Origin of the sequence: Anaerococcus sp. Marseille-P3915 (assembly GCF_900258475.1) — a bacterium.
Lineage (GTDB): Bacteria > Bacillota > Clostridia > Tissierellales > Peptoniphilaceae > Anaerococcus > Anaerococcus kampingae.
This window is the reverse complement of record NZ_LT984887.1, coordinates 625,734-648,987: the sequence shown is the minus strand read 5'-3', so window position 1 is coordinate 648,987 and position 23,254 is coordinate 625,734. Positions and strand designations below refer to the sequence as shown.

Annotated in this window: 20 protein-coding genes; 18 read left to right on the top strand and 2 right to left on the bottom strand. The window is 35.0% G+C overall.

Translation table 11 applies throughout. The features are described 5' to 3' along the window. Positions 1-112 precede the first annotated feature (112 nt). The 6 genes from guaB (at position 113) to C8269_RS11115 (ending at position 6,708) form a co-directional block, all read left to right on the top strand. Positions 113-1,564, top strand: coding sequence for an IMP dehydrogenase (gene guaB, locus C8269_RS03215; RefSeq protein WP_106460410.1), 1,452 nt, complete (start codon positions 113-115; stop codon positions 1,562-1,564). 151 nt (positions 1,565-1,715) lie between these two features. Further along, positions 1,716-3,647: an aconitate hydratase gene (locus tag C8269_RS03210; protein ID WP_106460409.1), complete on the top strand. Its 1,932-nt coding sequence runs from the start codon at positions 1,716-1,718 to the stop codon at positions 3,645-3,647. Positions 3,648-3,649: 2 nt separating this feature from the next. After that, the gene (locus C8269_RS03205) at positions 3,650-4,648 is read left to right on the top strand and encodes an isocitrate/isopropylmalate dehydrogenase family protein (RefSeq protein ID WP_106460408.1); all 999 of its coding nucleotides are present in this window, start codon (positions 3,650-3,652) and stop codon (positions 4,646-4,648) included. Between the two features lies 1 nt (position 4,649). Beyond that, entirely contained in the window at positions 4,650-5,981 is a 1,332-nt protein-coding gene (locus tag C8269_RS03200) for a citrate synthase (protein ID WP_106460407.1), read from the top strand. 34 nt (positions 5,982-6,015) lie between these two features. Then, complete coding sequence (locus tag C8269_RS03195) at positions 6,016-6,525, top strand: MBL fold metallo-hydrolase (RefSeq protein ID WP_325034680.1); 510 nt, start codon at positions 6,016-6,018, stop codon at positions 6,523-6,525. Positions 6,526-6,552: 27 nt separating this feature from the next. After that, positions 6,553-6,708 (top strand): hypothetical protein, encoded by a 156-nt coding sequence (locus C8269_RS11115; RefSeq protein WP_325034679.1) that lies wholly within the window; start codon positions 6,553-6,555, stop codon positions 6,706-6,708. Between the two features lie 28 nt (positions 6,709-6,736). On the opposite strand, the gene C8269_RS03190 is transcribed toward C8269_RS11115, so the two are convergent. Together C8269_RS03190 and C8269_RS11110 are read right to left on the bottom strand one after the other, a co-directional pair. Continuing rightward, positions 6,737-7,279 (bottom strand): DNA-3-methyladenine glycosylase I, encoded by a 543-nt coding sequence (locus C8269_RS03190; protein WP_106460406.1) that lies wholly within the window; start codon positions 7,277-7,279, stop codon positions 6,737-6,739. After that, the gene (locus C8269_RS11110; RefSeq protein ID WP_106460405.1) at positions 7,276-7,809 is read right to left on the bottom strand and encodes a methylated-DNA--[protein]-cysteine S-methyltransferase; all 534 of its coding nucleotides are present in this window, start codon (positions 7,807-7,809) and stop codon (positions 7,276-7,278) included. Before C8269_RS11110 ends, C8269_RS03190 begins: the two co-directional genes overlap by 4 nt. Positions 7,810-7,881: 72 nt before the next feature. On the opposite strand from C8269_RS11110, the gene C8269_RS03180 reads away from it, so the two are divergent. The 12 genes from C8269_RS03180 (at position 7,882) to C8269_RS03125 (ending at position 23,249) form a co-directional block, all read left to right on the top strand. Next, on the top strand, positions 7,882-9,054 hold the full coding sequence (locus tag C8269_RS03180) for a GTPase (protein ID WP_106460404.1): 1,173 nt from the start codon (positions 7,882-7,884) through the stop codon (positions 9,052-9,054). A 378-nt stretch (positions 9,055-9,432) separates the two neighbouring features. After that, a complete protein-coding gene (locus tag C8269_RS03175) occupies positions 9,433-9,906 on the top strand; it encodes a hotdog domain-containing protein (RefSeq protein ID WP_106460403.1) in 474 nt (157 codons plus the stop codon). An 898-nt stretch (positions 9,907-10,804) separates the two neighbouring features. After that, on the top strand, positions 10,805-12,226 hold the full coding sequence (locus C8269_RS03170) for an LCP family protein (protein ID WP_199792150.1): 1,422 nt from the start codon (positions 10,805-10,807) through the stop codon (positions 12,224-12,226). Between the two features lie 8 nt (positions 12,227-12,234). Further along, positions 12,235-13,776, top strand: coding sequence for a murein biosynthesis integral membrane protein MurJ (gene murJ / locus C8269_RS03165; RefSeq protein ID WP_106460402.1), 1,542 nt, complete (start codon positions 12,235-12,237; stop codon positions 13,774-13,776). Continuing rightward, positions 13,766-15,727, top strand: a complete 1,962-nt coding sequence (locus tag C8269_RS03160) for a polysaccharide biosynthesis protein (protein ID WP_106460401.1) — start codon at positions 13,766-13,768, stop codon at positions 15,725-15,727. The genes murJ and C8269_RS03160 overlap by 11 nt, the downstream gene beginning before the upstream one ends. 1 nt (position 15,728) lies before the next feature. Beyond that, the gene (locus C8269_RS03155; protein ID WP_106460400.1) at positions 15,729-16,931 is read left to right on the top strand and encodes a DegT/DnrJ/EryC1/StrS family aminotransferase; all 1,203 of its coding nucleotides are present in this window, start codon (positions 15,729-15,731) and stop codon (positions 16,929-16,931) included. A gap of 28 nt (positions 16,932-16,959) precedes the next feature. Continuing rightward, on the top strand, positions 16,960-17,970 hold the full coding sequence (locus C8269_RS03150) for an NAD-dependent epimerase/dehydratase family protein (protein ID WP_106460399.1): 1,011 nt from the start codon (positions 16,960-16,962) through the stop codon (positions 17,968-17,970). Further along, complete coding sequence (locus C8269_RS03145; protein ID WP_199792149.1) at positions 17,960-18,595, top strand: sugar transferase; 636 nt, start codon at positions 17,960-17,962, stop codon at positions 18,593-18,595. Before C8269_RS03150 ends, C8269_RS03145 begins: the two co-directional genes overlap by 11 nt. 35 nt (positions 18,596-18,630) lie before the next feature. Next, entirely contained in the window at positions 18,631-19,845 is a 1,215-nt protein-coding gene (locus C8269_RS03140; protein ID WP_106460398.1) for an ATP-grasp domain-containing protein, read from the top strand. Then, positions 19,842-20,999: a glycosyltransferase family 4 protein gene (locus C8269_RS03135; RefSeq protein WP_106460397.1), complete on the top strand. Its 1,158-nt coding sequence runs from the start codon at positions 19,842-19,844 to the stop codon at positions 20,997-20,999. Before C8269_RS03140 ends, C8269_RS03135 begins: the two co-directional genes overlap by 4 nt. Positions 21,000-21,026: 27 nt before the next feature. Beyond that, the gene (locus C8269_RS03130) at positions 21,027-22,118 is read left to right on the top strand and encodes a glycosyltransferase family 1 protein (protein WP_106460396.1); all 1,092 of its coding nucleotides are present in this window, start codon (positions 21,027-21,029) and stop codon (positions 22,116-22,118) included. A gap of 36 nt (positions 22,119-22,154) precedes the next feature. Further along, the gene (locus C8269_RS03125; protein ID WP_106460395.1) at positions 22,155-23,249 is read left to right on the top strand and encodes a glycosyltransferase family 4 protein; all 1,095 of its coding nucleotides are present in this window, start codon (positions 22,155-22,157) and stop codon (positions 23,247-23,249) included. Positions 23,250-23,254 lie beyond the last annotated feature (5 nt).

The window sequence follows — 23,254 nt, the reverse complement described above, 5'->3', positions numbered from 1 at the left end:
TATCTTAATGCTAGACTTAAAATTATATCAAAGTATAGTAAGAAAAATAATTATTCCAGCTTATATTTAGCCAGTACTGGCTAGGTAAATTCAAAAAAGAAATGAGGTTATTATGAAAATTATTGGAGACGGCTTAACATTTGATGATTTACTATTAGTACCAGGTCCTTCAGAGGTCCTACCTAATGAAGTTGAAGTAGGAACAAGATTGACTAAGAAAATCAAGCTCAATATCCCACTCATGTCTGCATCCATGGATACAGTTACAGAATCTAGGATGGCCATAGCTATGGCTAGACAAGGCGGCATAGGTATCATCCACAAAAATATGTCCATAGAAGAGCAAGCTCGAGAAGTCGACAGGGTAAAAAGAAGCGAGCATGGGGTTATAACTGATCCATTCTTCCTTCATCCTTACAATACCCTTGCGGATGCCCTAGAAATTATGTCAAATTACAAGATTTCAGGAGTGCCAATAGTAGATGATGGGATGTATCTTAAGGGAATTTTAACCAACCGTGATGTAAGATTCCAAGAAGACCCAAGTGTAATTATTGATGATATAATGACAAAAGATGGCTTGATAGTGGGTCATGTTGGTATTTCAATGACTGATGCTGTCAAAAAGATGGAATCTGGCAAGGTTGAAAAACTACCTATAGTTGATGAGGATTTCAAACTTAAGGGTCTTATTACCATCAAGGATATTGAAAAAACTCGCCAGTATCCAAACTCAGCTCGTGATGAACACGATAGGTTATTAGTCGGTGCAGGTGTTGGTATTACAGGCGATATGATGGAAAGGGTTGATGCCCTAGTAGAGGCAAAAGTCGATGTCATCGCCCTAGATACAGCACACGGCCACTCAAAGGGAGTTATGGATGCTGTAAGAAAGATAAAAGCTAAATATCCTGAACTACAAGTTATAGCCGGCAATGTTGCCACAGGCCAAGCTACCAAAGACCTCATAGAAGCTGGAGTAGATTGTGTAAAGGTAGGTATAGGTCCTGGTTCAATATGTACAACTAGGGTTGTAACTGGTGTTGGTGTTCCACAAATATCAGCCATTATCGATTGCTATAAGGCAGCTAAGGAATACGACATTCCAATAATAGCTGATGGTGGTGTTAAATATTCTGGTGATATTACAAAGGCTCTTGCTTGTGGAGCAAGTGTAGTAATGGCAGGATCCCTATTTGCTGGTACTGAAGAATCTCCAGGAGAGACAATCATGTTTGAAGGTAAGCAATTTAAGGAATACCGTGGCATGGGCTCTCTTGCAGCTATGAAATCAGGCTCAAGTGATAGGTATTTCCAAAATGATACCAAAAAATATGTCCCAGAAGGAGTAGAAGGTAGGGTAGCCTACAAGGGATCAGTAGGTGATGTTATCTACCAACTTCTAGGAGGCCTAAGGTCAGGTATGGGATATGTCGGTGCCCAAAATCTAGTAGAATTAGAAGAAAAAGCAAGATTTGTCAAAATAAGCCCAGCTTCTCTTGTAGAAAACCACCCACACGATATTCAAATCACAAGAGAATCTCCAAACTATACTAAAAAATAATTTTCATAGATCACTCTGTCGCTTAAGATCATCTTTTGTGGCGGGGTGATTTTTCTTTAATAATTCATGGATAAATATTAGATGGTATTTTTAAAAATTCAAAGTATAATACCCACTATACGATATCACATTAAAGTAAAAAGGAGTTCATATGGCTTTATCATTAGCTATGAAAATATTTAAAAATCATTTACTAAAAGGAGAGCTTAAAACAGGGGAAGAAGTCGCAATAAAAATCGACCAAACCCTTACCCAGGATTCGACAGGTACTATGGCCTACCTCCAGCTTGAGGCAATGGATATAGAAAATGTCGCCACAGAAAACTCTCTTGCCTACATAGATCATAATATTTTGCAAGCAGGTTTTGAAAATGCTGACGACCACGAATTTATAAAGTCGGCTGCCAACAAATACGGTATTACCTTTTCAAAGGCTGGAGCAGGCATCTGCCACCAGGTAAATCTAGAACAATTTGCAAAGCCCGGCCAAACCCTCTTAGGATCTGACTCTCACACACCTACAGCCGGTGGCCTTGGCCAGCTTGCTATAGGGGCAGGAGGCCTTGAAGTAGCTGTTGCCATGGCTAGGGGGTTTTATTTTGTAAAAGTCCCTAAGGTTTTTAGGGTGAATTTAACCAACAGGCTAAATAAAAATGCCAATGCCAAGGACATAATTCTCTATATCCTAGGCAAGCTCACCGTAAAGGGTGGAACAGGTTATATCATGGAATATACAGGTGATGGGGTCAAGAGTCTTTCTGTAACAGACAGGGCAACCATCTGCAACATGGGAGCAGAGCTCGGTGCGACCACCTCGATTTTCCCATCAGATGAAAATACCTTGGCTTATCTTAAGAGCCAAAATAGGGAAGAAGACTATGTGGAAATATCAGCTGACCCAGGAGCCTTTTATGATGAAACTATAGACATAGATTTAAGTAAGATAGTGCCAGCTGTAGCCAAGCCACATTATCCGGACCAATATGCAGTTGTGGGTGATCTAGAAAAGATAAAGCTTGACCAAGTTGCTATCGGATCTTGTACCAATTCATCCTATATGGACCTAATGAAGGTAGCGGCAATTCTTGATGGAAGGAAGGTCCATCCAGATGTATCCTTAGTTATATCACCAGGTTCTGCTACAATTTTAGAAAAGATTTCAGAAAATGGTGCCCTTGCTACAATGATAAAAGCTGGAGCAAGAATCCTAGAATCAGGCTGTGGTCCATGTATAGGTATGGGTCAGGCACCAAAATCAGACGGCGTTTCCCTAAGGTCTTTTAATAGGAACTTTAAGGGGAGGTCTGGCACCATGGATGCAAAAATCTATCTTGCAAGTCCAGAAACCTGTGCAGTAAGTGCAGTCCTAGGCTATATAGCAGATCCTAGCGAGCTTGACTATCAGGAAAATTTTCCAAAAGACGTAGACTTTAACCATACAGATGCCTATTTTATAAGACCAGAAGATGACCATACCAAAAGAATAAAAGAAACTATAAAAGGAAAAAATATCAAGCCTTTCCCAAAGGCAAGCAAGGCAAGCGATATAGATAAAAAGGTAGTCTTTAAGGCAGGAGATGGAATAACAACCGATGATATTTGTCCATCAAATGCCAAGCTCTTGCCATTTAGGTCAAATATTGCCTACCTATCCGAATATGCCTTCACAACTAAAATCGACGACTTTAAGAAAAGATGTGAAGACATGGACGGTGGAGTGATCCTTGCAGGCGAAAACTACGGCCAAGGATCATCTAGAGAGCACGCAGCCCTAATTCCTCTATATCTTGGAATAAAGGCAGTCGTTGCCAAGTCCTTTGCCCGAATTCATAGGTCAAACCTCATAAATAACGCAATTCTTCCACTAGTATTTGAAGACCCTGCAGACTATGATAAAATCGACGAATACGATGATATTAGAATTGTAAATATGAAAGAATCTATAGAAAAAGATTCCTATTTCTTAGAAGATTTGACAAAAAATATCAAGATAAAATTAAAATCCGATTTTTCAGAAAGAGAAAAGCAAGTTCTCCTAGAAGGAGGCTACCTAGCTTATGCTAAAAATTTAGTATTGGAGTAAGTATGAAAGTAACACTAATAAAGGGTGATGGTATAGGCCCAGAAATAAGCCAAGCTATGAAGGAAGTGGTTGGGGCCCTAGACCTAGACCTAGAATTTGAAGAGATAAATGCAGGCCTTTCCGTATTTGAAAAGGAAGGCACCTATATACCAGAAGCTCTCTTTGATTCCATAAATAAAAACAAAATCGCCATCAAGGGCCCAATCACAACACCGATTGGCCATGGTTTTAGGTCTATAAATGTAGAATTAAGGAAGAAATTTGACCTTTACGCTAATATCAGACCAATCAAGGCCCCAGGTCCATTAGAGTTAAAATTTGATGGTGTAGACATGGTAATCTTTAGGGAAAATACAGAGGACCTCTACGCAGGAGTTGAAGAGCAAATTTCAGAAAATGAAGCCCACTCTATAAAGATAATCACAAGAGATAAGTCAGAAAGAATTATAAGAGCTGCCTTTGACTACGCCCAAGCTCAAAACAGGAAAAAAGTGAGTGTCGTAACCAAGGCCAATATAATGAAGCTAACCGACGGACTCTTTTTAGATGTGGCAAGGGATGTCGCAAAAGCCTATCCAGATATAGAAATGGAAGAAATCCTAGTCGATAACACGGCTATGCAGATGGTCATGCACCCAGATAGATTTGATGTTCTTGTCACAGAAAACCTCTACGGCGATATCCTATCAGACCTTGGAGCAGGTCTTGTAGGCGGTCTTGGCCTTATGCCAGGAGTAAATAAGGGTAAGGACATTGCAATTTATGAATCAATCCACGGCTCAGCCCCTGATATAGCTGGTCAAAATCTTGCAAATCCTATTGCCATGCTCTTAACCCTCTGCCTAATGCTAGATGATATAGGAGAAAATGCTAAGGCCAAAATGATAAGAGATGCAATCTATAAGACCCTATCAGATAAGACAAATTACACAAGAGACTTGGGTGGTTCTGCCACTACAAAAGAAATCACCCAAGCGATAATCGACAATTTAGGGGCCTAGGATGGAAATTAATAAATACGCAGGTCCTATCAAAGAATTAAACAACATAGACAAGAGCCTCTATGACAAATTTGATATAAAAAGGGGCCTTAGGAATAAAAATGGGACAGGAGTCCTGGTTGGCATAACCAAGGTGGGGGATGTTTGTGGCTATAAGATAGAAGATGGCAAGAAAATCCCCACCCATGGCGAGCTTTACTACAGGGGCTATCCCCTAACAAAGCTTGTAAAAGATGTTGAAGATACCCACAGGCTTGGCTTTGAGGAAGTTATTTATCTTTTGATTTTTAATAGCCTAGCCCAAAAAGAAGAGCTTGATGGCTTTAAGGAAATTCTAGCATCAAATATGACCCTACCTAGGGGATTTTTTGAAAACACCATTCTTAACCTCCCAGGTACAGACATAATGAACAAGATGATGGGTTCAATGCTTGCCCTTTATACATATGATAAGGACCCGGACAATACTTCTATAGAAAATGTCCTAGCCCAATCCCTATCGCTCATAGCCAAGATTCCCCTCCTTGCCATATATTCCTACCAGGCAAAACTACATAAATTTGGCAGAGAGTCGCTCATAATTCACAATCCAAGCCCAGATAAGTCAATTGCAGAAAATATTCTTTCCATGCTAAGGCCTGACCAGGCCTATAGCAAGAAGGAAGCAGAAATCTTAGACCTCTTATTAATAATCCATGCAGAGCATGGCGGAGGAAATAACTCAGCCTTTGCAACCCACGTTGTATCTTCATCAGGCACAGACACCTACTCATCAATCGTAGCAGGCCTTGCCTCTCTCAAGGGTCCTAGACACGGAGGAGCCAATATAAAGGTAAGCAAGATGCTTGATAATATTTGGGAAAATATTAAAAACACTGAAGATGAGGCTGAGATTAAAGCCTATCTAGAAGATATCCTAGATAAAAAGGCCTTTGACAATAAGGGTCTAATCTATGGCCTAGGCCATGCAGTTTATACCCTATCAGACCCTAGGGAACTTCTTCTAAAAGAGAAGGCCAAAGAGATAGCAGAGATAAAGGGCAGGATGAAGGACTTCCTCTTTATAGAAAGGGTCGAAAATATTGGGGCAAGGCTTATTAAGGATAGGAAAAACATGGCCTATCTTCCATGTGCCAATGTCGACCTATATTCAGGTTTTGTCTATGATATGCTAAATATTCCAAAAGATTTGTACCTACCAATCTTTGCCATAGCAAGGACAGTAGGTTGGTGTGCCCACAGACTTGAGCAAATTGAAGATGAAAAGATAATAAGGCCTGCCTATAAGTCTTTAAATGACAAGAAAGAATACATCCCAATGGATAAAAGGTAAAAAGATTGGGTATAAGTCATTCGAAGGAGTTTATATGAAAGTTTCTTATATAAAAGCATTTGAAGACAATTACATTTGGACCATAGAAAAAGATAAAGACATAATCTTAGTTGATCCAGGCGAAGCCAAGCCAGCCCTTGAATATTTAGAAGGTAAAAATCTTGTGGCAATTTTACTTACCCACAAGCACCTAGACCATGTAGGTGGGGTAGAAGAGATTAAGGCAAAATATCCAAAGGCTAGAGTATTTGGGCCTATAGAAATAGAAAATTTAAATGATAAGACCCTAAAAGAAGGGGATTCTTTTAATCTTCTAGACTATGATTTCAAAGTAATAAATACAGCTGGACACACCTATGACCATATTTCTTACCTTGTAGATGGCAGGCTATTTTGCGGAGATGCCCTATTTTCATCAGGTTGTGGAAGAGTCTTTACAGGAAGATTCGACCTTTCTTTTGAAACAATTGATAAACTAAGGTCTCTTCCAGAAGAAACCCTAGTCTATCCAGCCCACGAATACACAATAAAACATCTCACCTAATCCAAAAATATCATCAAAGAAGATTTCATGGATGAAGAAATAAAAAAGGCAAAAGAAAGCCTAGCTTTAGGCAAACCGACCCTTCCAACAAGCATAAAAAGAGAATGGAAGATAAATCCACTATTTAAGGCAAGAAATCCTTACGAATTTAAAAACTTTACTAAACTTAAGAATATGGACTGAAAAAACTCCCTAGCTTAGGAAATCTAAGTTAGGGAGTTTTCTTTAGGAAACATTCATCATCATGAGAATTTATAAAGCCTACCGCCTGGAGGAATGAATATATTGTCGTAGATCCTACAAATTTCATGCCGCGTTTTTTAAGGTCATTTGAGAGCTTATCAGAGATTTCTGAAGTGGTCTTATCATTTTCATAGATTATCTCATCTCCTACAAAGCCTTTTAAGTAAGCATAAAAAGATCCAAATTCTTCTTCAATTTGTTTAAAAACCTTAGCATTTGTAATGCTAGCCCTTATCTTTTGCTTATTTCTAATTATATCAGGATTATTTAGAAGCTCGTCTATCTTTGCTTCATCATAGCTTAGTATTTTTTCTAAATCAAATTCATCATAAGCCTTGCGGAAGGCCTCTCTTTTATTTAGGACGATTTCCCAAGAAAGACCTGCCTGAAAGGCTTCTAAAATAAGCATCTCAAATAGATAGTCTTCATCAAAATTAGGATTTCCCCACTCCTTATCGTGGTAGCTCACATAGGCAGGGTTATTAAGATTTACCCATGAGCATCTTTTCATAAGAATTTTCCTTTCTTTGGCATTTTAAACTTAACCATATCATGGCCTTCTATCTTTAGTAGTTCGTACTTATTATCTAACCCTCCTGCATAACCTGTTAGATTCATGTTGCTCCCGATTACTCTATGGCAGGGGATGATTATAGAAATAGGATTGGCTCCAACAGCTCCACCCACAGCCTGGCTTGACATAGTTTCTATTTTTCTTTTCTTGGCAATAAGGCTTGCTATTTCCTTGTAGGTCATGACCTTGCCATAGGGGATAGTAAGGAGGATTTCTATTACACTTTTTCTAAAATCACTCATATGAGGCAAGGCAAATTTAGGGATAAAACCTGGATTTATTCCTTTAAAATATAAATCTAGAAAGCTAATGGTCTCCTTAAAAATATCGGGCTTATTTTTTATAAAATCATTCTCGTCAAAAGGAAATGCCTTCTCAAAATAAAGACCAGTAAGAATATTTTCTTCAGAAGTCATAATTATATTATCAAAATTTCTTGGAGTATAGTATTTATATAAGTAATTCATTTTCTTATCGTTCGCTTTCAAAATAATTATACCAGATTAGCGGTATGAATTTAAAATTATAAAGGAGGACCCATGGCCTTAGATGCTATAAACATTGCCCAGGAGGCAATTGACCTAATAAAAGAAAAAATAAATAACTTAAATAAGCTAAATATAATAGTGGCTGGTAAGACTGGAGTAGGTAAGTCTACTCTTATCAATGCTGTATTTAAAGATAACTTAGCCGAGGAGGGCCTGGGTAAGCCTGTAACAAGTCATATGAGAAAGATAAGCAAGGAGGGAGTCCCTCTAAATATCTACGATACCAAGGGCTTTGAGCTTGGGAAAGATGTCCAGGAAGAGGTCAAATCTGAGATAATAGCGACAATTAATAAGGGCCTTAGCAAAAATGACATCAATGAGGCAATCCACTGCATCTGGTATTGCATAAACACCAGCTCTAATAGGGTAGAGCCAGAAGAAATCGAGTGGATAAGAGAGCTCACCCATGAGAATAGGACGACCCAAGTTCCAATCATAATTGTCCTAACCCAGTCAATTTCAAAGAAAAATGCCGAGAAACTCCGTTCTATAATTGAGGATGAAAACCTCGATATTATCCAAGTTGTGCCAGTCCTTGCCAAGGACTTTGAGATAGAAGATGTAGGCACAGTTAAGTCTTTCGGCCTAGATAGGCTTATAAATATCATGGGACACGCTCTGCCAGAAGAGCTCCAAGACACCCTCCAACACGTACAGATAGCAAATCTTGAAGCAAAAAAGTCAAGAGCAGTTAAGGCTGTAGCTGCAGCGGCCCTAGCTGCCACAGGTCAAGGTGCAGCCCCAATTCCCTTTGCCGATGCTACTTTACTAATCCCAACCCAAATCGCAATGATAGCATCAATTACAGTCATATTTGGCTTTGATATTAATAAATCAGTTATCACAGCCCTAGTATCATCCACCTTGGGATCAGGAGGTGCCACACTTTTGGGAAGAACAGTTGTAGCCAATATAATAAAACTAGTCCCAGGAGCAGGATCTATAGCAGGAGGTGCTATATCTGCAGGCACAGCAGGAGTAATCACAGCGGCCCTAGGAACAGCCTATATAGCAATCATGGAGCAAGTCTTTAAGGGAGAGATGAAATTAGAAGACATCTCAACAAAAGAAGGCAAAGAAAATATCCAGCAAATCTTCAAAGAAAACCTCAAAAATGGCAAGGAAAATCTAATGAGAATCCTTGAAAAGGGTAAGAAGAAATAAATTCAAATAAGAACCATTAAATAAATAGTTAAAAACAATTCTAGCTTGTAAAATACCTAAATAATGATATAATAATTGTAAGAGAAGCCACCTCTTAGGTCATCAAAAAAGCCCTTGATTAATTCAAGGAAAATGTAGAGTGCGATTCTTCATGAGAATCAAAAAAGACGGTAGCTGTAACTATCGTTTTTTTATAGTGGTAATTCAAATAAAGGCTCATAAATTTTAACAAAACTTTAATATAAAAATATCTGAATCGCTCAATAATCGAGCGATTTTTTGAGTTGTAGCATTGTTTATAAAGTTCATATTTATGGGTATAAAATCAAATATAATAGAAACATAAAAACAATATTGAGAGTATGGAAAGGAAATGAAATGACAGAAAAAGTAGCAATCCAAGAGACCTACGGCGAAAAATACCAACACTGCTGGGGATGTGGTGTTCAAAATAAAGAAGGCCTCCACCTCAAATCCTACCCAACTGATGATGTAAAAGAAGTAATATGCAAGGTAAAACCAGATAAGATGTACACAGGAGGAGTCCCATTCAACCTTTTCGGTGGCATGATAGCAATGCTATTTGACTGTCACGGCACAGCCAGCGCAGCCTACTTCAACCACCACGCACAGGGCCTAGAACTAACTAAAAACACAGTAATCCAAAGATACATCACAGCCAGACTAGAAGTAGACTTCAAAAAACCAACCCCAATGGATGAAGAAATCATAATCAGGTCAAGCCTAGCAGAACTAGGAGAAAGAAAAGCAATAATAGAAATGACCCTAGAAGCAAAAGGAGAAATAAGAGCCAAAGCCAAAATGGTAGCAGTAAAAATAAAAGACCAATAAAAAGATAAAGCCCTCTAAAATAAACACAAGAGGGCTTTTAAGTTTGATAAACAAACGAGAATGAACAAAAGCAAACGCAAAATTCTTGCGTTTGAAATGTAAAGGATAAGATTTCTCCAATCGCAAGCTTGGTCGAAACAAGGGGAGGAGAGCAAGCTCGGTCGAAAAAATGGTGTTTAAACATGGCTCGGTCGCAGCCAACCTCCGTCCTCGAACTTCGTGAGAGGACTCATGGTTCTTTATATAAAGGGTTCTGTACCTACATCGGCATTAAGTAAATACAACCATTACCTCATAAAAACAAAAGTTTTCGCAGAAAACTTAAAATACCCTTGCTTCGACAGTAGTGGCAAGCCCGTCGGCTCGTCCTGAGAAGCCTCTCCGAACAGACACCTTCCCTTCTCGAACGGAGTGAGAGAACTCATAGATATGTATATATAGGGTTCCGTATCTACATCGGCAGTAGGTGTATCTTACATTTCCCTTTCTTCGAGCTCCGTCGAGAAGTCTATTAGAACTACTCCGGCGTTATTATTTACTTAAATCAAAGCACAAATATATCTTTAAAAATATTAATAAAAAAATCTCAGATTTCTCAGCTCGCTATGCTCGGTCGAAACGAGGGGAGATAAAGTTTTCGCATAAAACAAACCAATTCCATCCCAAACCCACAAGAAAAAACAACTGATTTTAGTTTTCTTGACTTTATTGGCGAATAACATAAACGAACCCTTGATTTTGTTTACAAAGTCACAATTTTATATTATAATTTAATATATACCAATATGTCTTAACATGAATTTAATCAATTCACATAGTATTTTGTTAAGCTTTTTACTATCTTGCAAAAAACTTATAATAAAAGATAATATAGGTAGACTAAACACAGGAGAAACTAATGGAAAGAATAAAAAAATATCTTCCAAAAATCATAATAATAATTTCATTATTGATGAATATAGCCTTTGCTTATTTTATCAATAGATACAATATTCTACCAATGAAATACAGAATACTAGTAATAGGAAGCTCTATTTTGCTTATGCTTATCTATATTCTTTTATACACCAAGGGTAAAATCAAAGGCGCTTTTAACGTGCTTTATTTGATAGCCCTTGTTTTTATTGTCTTAGGCCAGGGAGTCGCCATGTCCTATGCCAATACATCCATCAGGACAATCGATGAAATCAACAAAAATAAGAACATCACAAAAACACAGATGTCCTATATAGTAAGGAAAGATTCACCATATAAGAGCCTAGAGGATATAAAGGATGCTAGTCTAGCTACATCTGAGGCAGACAATGAAGAAACTATAGATAAGATAATAAGCGAATATAATGACAAATATCAGGGTAATCTATCCAAGGTTAAATACGTAGACTATATAACCCTGGCCAAGAGCCTTTTAAGCGGCAAAGAGGAAGTAATCCTCCTCAATGAAGGCTTTAGACAAATCATAGAAGAAAACATCGAAGACTTCGCAGACCAGACCAGAATCCTAGACTCAGTCCTAGTAGAAGGCAAGAGCGAAGAAAAGGAAAAGGAAGAAGTCGCTAAAGATGATTCCTTTAATGTCTATATATCAGGTATAGACACCTATGGATCCCTATCCACAGTGTCTAGATCAGATGTCAACCTTATAATAAGTGTCAACCCAACAGCAGGCAAGGTCCTAATCACAACCATACCTAGGGATTCCTACGTCGATATCCCAGGCATAGGCAAGGACAAGCTAACCCACGCCGGCCTATATGGAGTAGACAAGTCAATAGCAACTCTAGAGGGCCTCTTTGGAGAGAATATCGACTACTATGCCAAGGTCAACTTCACCACCCTAAAAGACTTAATAGACCTCTTAGGTGGTATAGAAGTAGAAAATCCAAGGGCATTTTCAGCGGATGGCTATAATTTCATTCAGGGTAAAAACCACCTAGATGGTACTGCTGCCCTAGTATTTGCAAGAGATAGATACCACCAAGCAGCAGGAGACTTTGACAGGGGCAAGAACCACACCAGGATAATAGAGGGAATTATAAGAAAAATGCTTAGCCCTCAAATGCTCCTAAACTTCGGAGACATAGCAGGTGTAGCCCTCAAATCAGTAAACACAAACATGCCTTATGATAAAATGATAGAATTAGTCAATAGACAATTAGATGAAGGCACATCATGGAAGATAAAGAGCCAAGCTCTAGAAGGAGCGGGTACCATGGACCTACCATCAGCTCTCATGCCAGATTCTAGATTATATATGATGGTACCAAACGAAGATTCTAAAAACAAAGTTAAGGAAAGTATAGAAGAAAATAACAAGTAGGGGAAGATATGGGAAAGATGACAGTAATCATAATGATATTGACTGTTATTACAAAAATATTTGGTTTTGTAAGAGAATCAGTAATGGCTGCTGTTATTGGAGCTGGGGAGATTAAGTCCATATATGTCACAGCTACAACTATTCCAGATATAATGATGTATACAGTAGTAGCTGGAATAGTATCTGCCTACATACCAATCTATACTAAGGTTAAAAATGATAGGGGCGATAAAGAAGCTGACCTATTTACATCAAACTTAATTAACGTTCTGATGGTCTGTGGAATAATAGTATTTGTATTAATTATTTTATTTGCAGGACCAATAGCAAAAATATTCTCACCAAAACTGTCTGGCCATTCTTTAGAAATGGCCATATCTTGGACCAGGATAATGGCAGTTTCTATATTTACATTCTTATACTCCTCTGTGATGAGAGGATATTTAAATGCAAAAGGTAATTTTATTGATCCAGTAATATCAGGATTGATACTTAATGTAATAATTATTTCATCAACTATTATGACAGGAGCCTTCAACAATCCATATATACTTATAATAGGAACCCTGATAGCAAATATTTTACAATTTATAAGATTTCCATTTGCTAGCAGGAAAAAAGGCTTTAAATATAGTTTAAAAATAAATTTTGCTGACCCTGATATAAATAGGATGATTTTAATAATGATTCCCGTAATAATATCAAGTGCTGCAAATAAAATATCATTACTAGTTGATAAATCGATGGCTTCAGCCTATGTTGGCATAGATGGAGTAGCCAAGGTTTTTTATACTGAAAATATGCTAGACTTCATAGTAGAAGTAATAACACTAACAATAGCTACAATTACCTTTCCAGAAATAGCTAACTTTGCTCATTCCAAAAAGCTCGATAAGATGAAAGAAAAGCTTTCATCATCAGCTATACTCACTATGGCCCTAGTTATACCGGCCACATTTGGACTAATGGCCCTAGCTAATCCAATTATAAAATTAGCTTATGAAAGGCATGCTTTCACATCTTTAGATACAAATATAGTATCATCACTTATTGTATCTTATAGCCCATACATAATTTTCATTTCTTTTATGAGAATATTGTCTAATGCCTTTTATGCGATAGGAGATTCCAGATCTCCATTAATAATAATTCTAATCCAACAAGTAATAAACTTTGTATTAAATATAATATTAGTAAAACAATATGGTATAGATGGACTAGCTTATGCTACAAGCATTTCTACAGCAGTAGCTTCTATAATAGTAAGTATCGTTTATTATATCAAGTTTGACAAATTTGATTATAGGGAGAACCTATCATCTTTGATTAAGATAGTCTTATCATCTTCTTTTATGGCTGCCATAGCCTATAGTTTACATTTCAAAGTGATGTCAGGATTTAATTTGATATTATCACTAGCGATATCTATTATAATTCCAGGAATAGTATATTTGATACTAATTTATTTTGCTAATATAAAAGAAATACAAAAATTCATTAATATAGCCAAAACTAAAGTTGGATTTGGAAGGAGAAACAATGAAGGATAAAAAGGGAATACTAATTAAGTTTTTAATATTATTATTTTTTGATATTATAATAATCAATCTTTCATACTTTTTTGCCTTGTATTTTAGGTTTGATTTGGATTTTTCAGCCATACCTATGGAGTACTTGTCGGCGTTTACCAAATATGCTTTTATAAATACAGCTATTACAATTATTATATATTCATTTTTTAGACTTTATAAGATGATTTTGCAATATGCTTCATATAATGAACTTATTCATATTAGCTTGGCTTGTATTCTATCGCTACTCACTCATATTATAGGTATAACATTATTATATCAAAGGATGCCTGCCTCATATTTCATATTTGGATATCTTATGCAATATACAGGTACAGTCGCCCTAAGGTTTGCTAAAAAGCTCCTTATTCAAGCTAAGTATAATACACTAAGGAGAGATCCTTCATATAAGAAGGCAATAATAATTGGTGCAGGATCAGCTGGTCAAACTATAAAGGAAGATATAAATAAATCCAACATTCAGGAAAATACAAGAATAAAGGTAGTAGGATTTATAGATGATGACCCAAGCAAGAAGGGTCGCTATATAGATAATACTATCATCTATGGCGGTAGAGATAAGATAAAAGAGCTTGTGGATAAGGAATTAGTAGACCTAATCCTAGTAGCCCTACCTTCTGCGGCAGAAAGAGATAAGAAAGAAATCTTAAGCATTTGTAGCGATACAAATGCAGAAGTCAAGGTCTTACCAGGACTTTATCAGCTAGTATCAGGCAAGCTATCAGTATCCAAGATGAAGGATGTAGAGATAGAAGACCTCCTAGGTCGTGAACCAGTCAAAATATTTTCTAACGAAACCTATGAATATCTCAATGACCAAGTGGTACTCGTCACTGGAGGTGGAGGCTCAATTGGATCAGAGTTATGTAGGCAGATTGCCCAATATGGTCCAAAGCTTCTTATAATATTCGATATTTACGAAAACAATGCCTACGACATAGAGCAAGAATTAAAAAGAACTCATAAAGATTTAAATTTATTAACTCTAATAGGATCAGTAAGAGACTACAACAGGGTTAAGCAGGTGTTTGAAACATATAAGCCTAGCATAGTATTCCATGCAGCAGCCCATAAACATGTACCACTTATGGAAGTAAGCCCAATGGAGGCTATCAAAAATAATGTCAGAGGTACCTATATAGTGGGACTCTTATCACTTATATATAATACTAAGCGTTTTGTCCTAATATCCACAGACAAGGCTGTAAATCCTACATCTATAATGGGAGCTACAAAGAGAGTCTGTGAGAAGATAATCCAAGGTCTAAACGATGTAAGAGAAAATCAGAACTACAATATGCTAAGCAAGATAGTGGCAAGAGATGGTGACCACACCTTCACAGTCGACCCAGCTATTAAATTAGCAGGCAAATCTCAAAGGACAGAGTTTGTAGCAGTACGTTTTGGAAATGTCCTAGGGTCAAATGGTTCAGTAATACCCTTATTCAAAAGACAGATAGCTGAAGGGGGCCCTGTCACAGTTACCCATCCTGATATTATTAGATATTTTATGACAATTAAGGAAGCTGTAAAACTAGTATTACAAGCAGGCTCAATTGCTGAGGGTGGCGAAATATTCGTCCTAGATATGGGAGATCCTGTTAAGATTGATGATCTAGCGAGACAGCTAATCAAGCTATCAGGTTATGAACCGGATATAAACATGAAGATAGTCTACACAGGTCTTAGACCAGGAGAAAAGCTCTACGAAGAAAAGCTAATGGATGAGGAAAACCTATCAGAAACAGTCCACGAAGGCATATCTGTAGGGAAGCCATTAGATTTCTCAAGGGAAGACTTCTTCCAAGACCTAGAGTCGGTAATCAATGAAGAACACTTAGATAATGATGATATAGTAGACATAATTAATAAACTTATTACTACTTTTATAGGAAAACAAAGGAGTTAAGATGCAAATACCATTTTCGCCACCAGACATATCACAAGCAGAGATAGATGAAGTTGTTGATGCACTCAAATCTGGATGGATAACAACAGGACCAAAAACAAAGAAACTAGAAAAAGAATTAAATCAATTTACTGATACTAACATAGGTGTATGCCTAAATTCACAGACAGCTGCAGCTGAGATGACCCTAAGAGTCCTAGGTATTGGACTTGGAGATGAGGTTATAACCAGTGCTTATACTTATACTGCATCTGCCTCAGTAATAGACCATGTAGGTGCTAAAATTGTAATGGTAGATACTCAGGAAAATAATCTAGAGATGGATTATGAAAAGCTAGAAGAAGCTATTACAGAAAAGACAAAGGTAATAATTCCTGTTGACCTAGCAGGTATACCTTGTGACTATGATAAAATCTTTGAAATAGTAGAAAGAAAGAAGAATCTATTTAAGCCAAATAATGAAATTCAAGAAAATTTCGGAAGGATAATTGTAGTTGCTGATACTGCCCACTCTTTAGGAGCTGAATATAAGGGCAAGAAGACAGGATCAGTAGCAGATTTCTCAAACTTCTCATTCCATGCTGTTAAAAACTTCACTACAGCTGAAGGTGGATACTCTACATGGAAAGATAGAGAAGGATTAGATAATGAGAAATTATACAAACAATATCAACTTTTATCCTTACATGGTCAATCAAAAGATGCCTTAAGCAAAACTAAACTAGGCTCATGGGAGTATGATGTAGTTGGTCCATGGTATAAATGCAACATGACAGATGTCCTAGCTGGAATTGGTCTAGCTCAAGTAAAAAGATACCCAGAGCTTCTAAAAAGACGTAGGGAAATTATTGAAAAATATGGTGCAGCATTTAAGCCTATAGGCATAGAAGTCTTGGACCATTATAACGATATTCATTCATCATCAGGACATCTTTATATAACAAGAGTACCAGGAATAAGCCTAGAAGATAGAAACTTAATAATAGAAGAAATGGCAAAAGCGGGAATAGCTTGTAACGTACATTACAAACCACTTCCTCTATTAACAGCTTATAAAAATTTAGGTTTTGATATAAAAAATTATCCAAATGCCTATAAGCGATATGAAAATGAAATAACACTACCTCTTCATACTAAGCTTACAGATGAAGAAGTTGATTATGTTATAAATAACTACGAAATAATTTTAAGTAAATACTTGTAATTATAATTATTATTGAGGAGCATGATTTATGTATTTAATTATAGGTGCGTCTAGTTTTATAGGTGTATATACCGTAGAAGAATTTCTGAAACAAGATTGCGATATTATAGTAACAGGGAGAAATAATAAGTTCAGAGAACATTACGATAAATTAGGTGTGAAATATATTAATTTAGATTTAACTAAACCTGAAGACTTTAACTCACTTCCAACTCAGAATATAGAGGGAGTAATATTATTGGGTGGATTGTTACCAGCAAATTCCAAAGCAGATTTAGAAAATGTAGAAAATGCTGCAGAATATTTTGAAGTAAATACTATTGGCACAATAAATCTTCTTGAATATTGCAGAAAGAATAAAATAAAAAGAGTTATATCTACATGTTCATATGCAGATGTTAGAGGTGCATGGGGCAAAAAACTTATAACTGAGGATGAACCACGAGATTATATATACGAAGGAGATCATGCTGTTTATGTTTTTTCTAAAAATGCTGCTAATGATATTATGCAATATTATAATAATCAATATAGTATGAAAAATGCTTGGTTTCGATTTCCACCAGTTTATGGTGTAGGACCTCACGACTCTATTTACGTTAATGGGAAAATAAAAAAATCAGGCTTAAAAATTTTTATTGATAATGCAAAAGAAGGGAAGGATCTATGCATTTTTGGTGATAGAAATTTAAGTAGAGACATAGCTTATGTTAAAGATGTAGCTCATGCTTTCTATTTGGCTATAAAAAGCGAGAGTACTCAAGGACTTTACAACATGTCATCTGGTAAAGGTGTTACATTACAAGAACAAGCAGAAATTATAGCGGATGTTTGGGCCCCTAATATAGAAAAAAAATCTAAAATTACCTACAGACCAGATATACAAAATAATACCACTTCATATTTATTTTCTATGAAAAAAGCTAGGGATGACTTTGGTTATATCCCTAAGTTTTCAGATTTTAGATTAATGATGCAAGATTATAAGAATGATTTAGACAATAGTAAGTATCAGGAGCTATTTAATTATGTCAAGTGATATGGTGGCAACTGGGTCACTGCCATTTAGGTTAACTAAAAGAATGTTTGATATTATATTTTCATTAATTTTAATGATACCAGTTATGTTGGTTATTTTTATTTCCTTTATTGTTATAAAGATTGAAGATCGAGGACCTATATTTTATAAGGCAGAAAGAACAGGACTTTTTGGAAAACCATTTAAGATGTATAAGTTGCGTTCTATGAAAGAAAATGCACCAGATATAAGGTTAGAGGATGGTTCAACATATAATGGAGATGATGATCCAAGAGTTACTAAATATGGAAAATTCATTAGAAAAACAAGTATAGATGAACTTCCACAAATAATAAATGTTTTGTTAGGTGACATGAGCTTTATAGGTCCAAGACCTGATACACCGATGTATTTGGACAAGTATACTGAAGAAGAAAAAATAATTCTTACTGTTAGGCCTGGTATAACAGGATATAACCAAGCTATAAATCGTAATTCTGTTTTGACAAAGGAAAAACTAAAAAATGATATTTATTACGTTGAGCATTTATCCTTATTGTTTGATATTAAGATTATTTTTCTGACTATATTAGCATTATTAAAAAGAAACAATGTCAACAGGAATTTAGATATAATCGAAGATTAAAATTAATGTAAGCATAATTTGAGATGGTATTAAACATGAAGAAAATAATGATTTTAGGGGCAAGTATTTTACAAATCCCCGCTATTTTGGAAGCAAAAAAAATGGGACTATATGTTATAGCAGTTGACATGAATCCTAATGCAGAAGGTTTTTCATATGCAGATAAAAAAATTGTAGTTAGCACTACTGATACAGAAAAAGTATTAGAAGAAGCCAAGAAAAATGAAATAGATGGTATAATCACAATTGCAAGTGACAGGCCTATGACTACTGTAGCAAAAGTTGCAAAAGAATTAAACTTAGTAGGGATAGATGAATGTACAGCTATAAATGCAACTAACAAGTCTAAAATGAGAAAGGCATTGCGAAACAATAATGTTCCTATACCTATGTATTTTTCTGTATCTAATTATGATGATTACATTAAAGCAATCAATAAAATTAGAGAAAAAAATTATAGGTGCATAATTAAGCCTGCTGACAATTCAGGAAGTAGAGGTATAAGACTAGTCGACAATTATGATTCAGAAAATTTAAGAAGAATATATGATTATTGTATAAATAATTCAAATTCTTCTACTTTGATGGTTGAAGAATACATGGAAGGACCAGAAGTCAGTGTAGAAACAATTTCTAAAGATGGCATTTGCCATGTTATACAAGTTACAGACAAGTTAACCACAGGAGCACCATACTTTGTAGAGATGGGTCATAGTCAGCCATCGCAGTTAGAACCTTCATTAGTTGAAAAGATAAAGAAAGTTGCAGTAGATGCTAATAGAGCAATTGGAATCACATATGGACCTTCACATACAGAAATTAAAGTGACAAAAGATGGTCCAAAGATTGTTGAAATTGGTGCTAGATTAGGTGGAGATAATATAACAACACATTTAGTTCCTTATTCGACAGGAGTAAATATGGTTGAAGCTTGTATTAAATTATCTATTGGTGAAGATATTAATTTAAAGAAGAAACTGAATTTAGCTTCTGCTATTAGATATCTTAAATATAATAAAGGTAAAATCAAATTTATTTATGGATTAAATGAAGCAAAGAATATGTTTGGAATTAAAGATGTTATTTTAGTTAGTGGTGTTAATGAAACTCTCAATGGAATAAAGTGTAGCGGAGATAGGTCAGGATTTGTAATATCACAAGCTTCGAATCCAAAAGAAGCTATATCTATTGCCGAAAGAGCCATAAAAACTATAAGATTTGATTTTTTTAATCAAGGAGAGATGAATTGATTGGATATGTGTTTTTATCAAATAGTTCTAAACCAACAGTTCAAGAACAATTAAGTAGAACAGAAGTAAAATTAACTAATGTCAGTAAACCATGTTTAAAAGCTGCTATTGACATGGGTTATACTGTATATTTTGGCACAAATAGAAGTAATCCAAATGGGTTAAAATGTGAATTACCAGTAAAAATGTTTGACTCTCATACGTATAGGGACTTGTTAAATATTAAGGATAATATAATCGCGTATAAGAATTTAAGTGAAGTAGTAAAAAACAACAATATAAAAGTAATTCATTGTAACACTCCTATCGGTGGCCTAATAGGAAGATTAGTTGGTACAAGATACAATGTTGATAAAATAATATATACAGTTCACGGCTTTCATTTTTTTAAAGGCCAACCTTTTTTTAAAAATATTTTATTTAAATTCTCTGAAAAAATATTGGCTAGGTTTACTGATGTAATTATAACTTTAAATGAAGAAGATTATCAAGCAGCAAAAAAATTCAAGTTAAAAAGGAATGGTAAAGTTTTCAAAGTACATGGAGTAGGTATTGATACAACAAGTATTAAAAACATTGATGTATCAAAAAAGGAGATTAGAAATAAATTAGGACTTAAATTTGAAGATACTGTATTAATATCTGCTGGGAGATTAGAAAAAAATAAAAATTATAAAGCTGCCATAGACGCTTTATCTTTGGTTAAGGATAAAGATAACATTAAATATTTGATATGTGGGGTTGGGCCTAGTGAGGTCGAGCTTAAAAAATATGCTAAAGAAAAAGGTGTAGAAAGTAAAATATTTTTTCTTGGTTATAGGGATGATGTCATAGAAATAATGAAAGCATCAGACATATTTTTACTTACGTCACTAAGAGAAGGACTCCCAAGATCAGTAATGGAGGCAATGGCATGTGGACTACCATGTATTGTATCAGATATTAGAGGAAACAGAGATCTTATTGATGATGGTTTAGGGGGCTTTATTGTTGATGTTAATGATAAGCATCAATTATCCGATAGAATTATGGAATTAGCTGACAACTTAGATAAGAGATTAAATATGCGAGAACACAATTTTAAAAAAATAAAAAAGTATGATTCTCTAATTGTAGAGAAGGAATTGAGATATATTTATAATTCTACGTTATGATTTCAAGAAATAAAATTAGGAGATATTTTGAGTAATATAAAAAGAATTTTGCATGTGATTGGTGGAATGGATAGAGGCGGTGCTGAAACTCTAATAATGAATATTTATAGGAATATAGATAGGACAAAGGTGCAATTTGATTTCGCTGTTCATACTAATAAGAGGTGCCATTATGACGATGAAATAGAAAGTTTGGGAGGCAAAATTTATCCGATTCCTAGATTTAGGATTTATAATATACTAGATTATAAAATTGCACGGAATAAGCTCCTAAGCAAAGGAAACTGGCAAATAATTCATGGGCATTTAGATAGCACGGCTTCCATTTATTTAAAGATTGCAAAGAATTATGGACTGATAACAATAGCACATAGTCATTCAACATCATCCGGGACTGGACTTAAAAAAATAATCGTTGATTACTTGCATAGAGATATTGTAAAATACTCTGATTATAATTTGGCTTGTTCAACAGAGTCAGGTGAGTGGTTATTTGGTACAAAGTCTATATTTTCTATTATTTATAATGGGATAGAAATGAGAAAGTTCATTTTTGATGAAAGTATTAGGAATGAAGTCAGAAATGAACTAAATCTGAGCAATAAGTTTGTTATAGGTCATGTAGCTAATTATACTTATCCCAAAAATCACAAATTTATTATTGAATTGTTTAAAATAATTGCAGAAAAATACTCCGATGCTATGTTAGTTCTTGTGGGTAAAGGTGTAAAAGAAAATTTATATGAAAGTATTAGGGGTACATTAATAGAAAATAAAATAACATTTTTAGGTGTTAGAAATGATATCAACAGAGTATTACAAGCTTTCGATGTATTTATACTTCCATCACTTTATGAGGGTTTGCCTGTTTCTTTAGTCGAAGCACAGGCGTCAGGATTACAATGTGTCGCTTCTGACCGAATTACAAAAGAAGTAAAGTATACTGAAAATCTAGAATTTATCTCGATAGACGATAATGACTCTTTAGAAAAATGGTCAAATAAAATTTTCAGCTTAAAGAACAGTAAACATAAAAATTTGTATGGCGAATTAGTTAATAGTGAGTTTAATATTAAAAAAGTAGCAAAGTCTATCCAAAATTTTTATTTGAATTTGTGATTTACTAAAATTAAGCGTATATTTTAAGGATATATTATGGAAACAAAACCAAATATAGTATTATATATAAATAACCTTGAAAAAGGTGGAGCAGAACGTGCAATGTTACAATTGGCTACTGGATTTCACGAACAAAATTACAAAACTACAGTAATTACAACCTTTGAAGGTAACAATGAATATGATTTTCCTAAAAACATAAATAGGATTAATTTATTAGACAAACAAGATACCGGAAATAGGATAAAACGAAATTTTGTACTTATTCACAAGCTAAGGAAAATACTTAAGACACAAAATCCTGATTTTTTAATTTCTTTTATGGCTGAAGCAAACTTTAGAGCTATATTGTCTTCCATAGGTTTAAAAACAAAATGTATTGTTTCAGTAAGAAATGATCCAGAAAAAGAATATGCAGGTAAATTAGGTAAAATTGTTGGTAACTATATAATGCCTATAGCTGATGGATGTGTATTCCAAACTAATGAAGCTCAAGCTTGGTTTCCAAAAAAACTACAGAGAAAATCAAAGGTAATTTATAATGCTGTTAAAGATGATTTTTTTAAGATTCAAAGAAACGTTGAAGAGAATACGATAGTCACTTGCGGAAGACTTGAAGAGCAAAAAAATCATAAGATGCTTATTGATGCATTTGAAATAGTTGTTAAAAAATGTAAATATGCTAAGTTATATATATATGGTGAGGGATCATTAAGAAATGAACTTCAAAATATTATTGATAAAAAGAGACTGAATAATAATATAAAATTATGCGGAAATTCAGATGATATACCTGGTGTTCTTAGTAGAGCTGAGATTTTTGTTTTATCTTCAGATTATGAAGGAATGCCAAATGCTCTTATGGAAGCACTAGCAGCAGGAGTCCCATCTATATCAACTGACTGCCCGTGTGGAGGTCCTAGAATGCTTATAAATGATGATGAAAGTGGACTCTTAGTAGAAACAGGTAGTTATATAGAATTAAGCTCTGCTATCATAGATGTTTTACAAGATAAGGAATTACAAGATAAGTATTCTAAAGAAAGTAAAAAAAATGCAAATCAGTATAAATCTACCTTTGTTTTAAACTCTTGGATAGAGTATTTAGAAAGTCTAAAATTAAATGAGTAATTTAT